Below are 1280 nucleotides of genomic sequence, written 5' to 3' on the forward strand. Positions count from 1 at the left end.
GCGAGGGCGCCGCCCAGGCGCTGCGCACCGCCGCAGACCAGATGATCGCCCAGCGCGCCCATGAGTTCGGCGTGGTCTATCTGCGACTGGCTCAGAACCTGTCGCCCAGCGACAACACCCAGCTTCTGGTCGGCCAGACCCTGATCCAGGGCGGGATCGAGCCTGCGGGCCGGGCCGCCCTGGCCGAGGTCAGCGAGGCCTCGCCCGCCCTCTACGCCGCCGCCCGCATCCAGACGGCCATGAGCCTGAGCAAGGCGGGACGGGACGAAGAGGCCCTGGTCGAGTTGCGCCGCGCCGCCGCCGTGCGGCCTGACGAGGCGGGCGTGGCCTATATGCTGGCCGGTCAGTTGATGCAGATGGAGCGGCACGAAGCGGCGCTGGAGCTGCTGAACGGCCCGCTGCTGAACACGGCGGATCAGGGTTTCGAGGTCCATTTCCTGCGCGGCGCGGCCTATGAATCCCTGGATCGGGACACCGAGGCGGAGGCTGAGCTGTGGGCCGCCCTGCAGATGCAGCCCGACAATCCGACCCTGTTGAACTACCTCGGCTACCTGTGGGTCGACACCGGGACGCGGGTGGAGGAGGGCTCCGCCATGATCGCTCGCGCCCATGCCGCCGAGCCCAAGGACGGCAACATTCAGGACTCCCTCGGCTGGGCCCAGTTCCGTCAGGGGCAGTATGAGGCGGCGGTGGTCAATCTGGAGGGCGCGGTCGACAAGGAGCCCGCCAACGCCGAGATCAACGACCATCTGGGCGATGCCTACTGGGCCGTGGGCCGTCAGCGCGAAGCGGGCTTCCAGTGGAACCGCGTCCTGACGCTGGAGGTCGACGACAAGCGCCGCAGCGAGGTCGAGGGCAAGCTGCGCGATCGCCTGGGCCAGGATCCGAGCGGGGACAAGGGGCTGGGGTCCGCAGGCGGCGCGGACGACTGACGCCGCCATGTCTGTTTCCGACGTTCTGAGCGGCCTGGCGCCGGCCAAGATCAATCTGCTGCTGCATGTCGGGCCGGTGCAGGCCGACGGCTATCACCCCCTGGTGAGCCTGGCCGTCTTCGCTGATGTCGGCGATCGGGTGACGGTGCGCCGCGCCGAGGCCCTGTCTCTGGCGGTCGAAGGGCCGTTCTCGGCCGGCCTGGACGGGGAAGGGGACAACCTGATCCTCAAGGCCCTGCGCGCCCTGGGCGCGGCGGCGGGGATCGGCGATCCGCGCGTGGCCGTGACCCTGGACAAGCGCCTGCCCATCGCCGCCGGTCTGGGCGGCGGCTCGGCTGACGCGGGGAC

1 protein-coding gene and 1 pseudogene are annotated in these 1280 nt (G+C 70.7%); both read left to right on the plus strand.

The features are described from left to right. A partial coding sequence (locus RT567_RS16990) for a tetratricopeptide repeat protein (protein ID WP_313577353.1) occupies positions 1–932 on the plus strand: 932 nt, incomplete at its 5' end. Positions 933–939: 7 nt separating this feature from the next. Continuing rightward, a pseudogene (locus tag RT567_RS16995) lies at positions 940–1280 on the plus strand (4-(cytidine 5'-diphospho)-2-C-methyl-D-erythritol kinase); the annotation flags it as partial.

The sequence above is a fragment of the Brevundimonas sp. genome (genome assembly GCF_032107865.1).
GTDB lineage: Bacteria > Pseudomonadota > Alphaproteobacteria > Caulobacterales > Caulobacteraceae > Brevundimonas.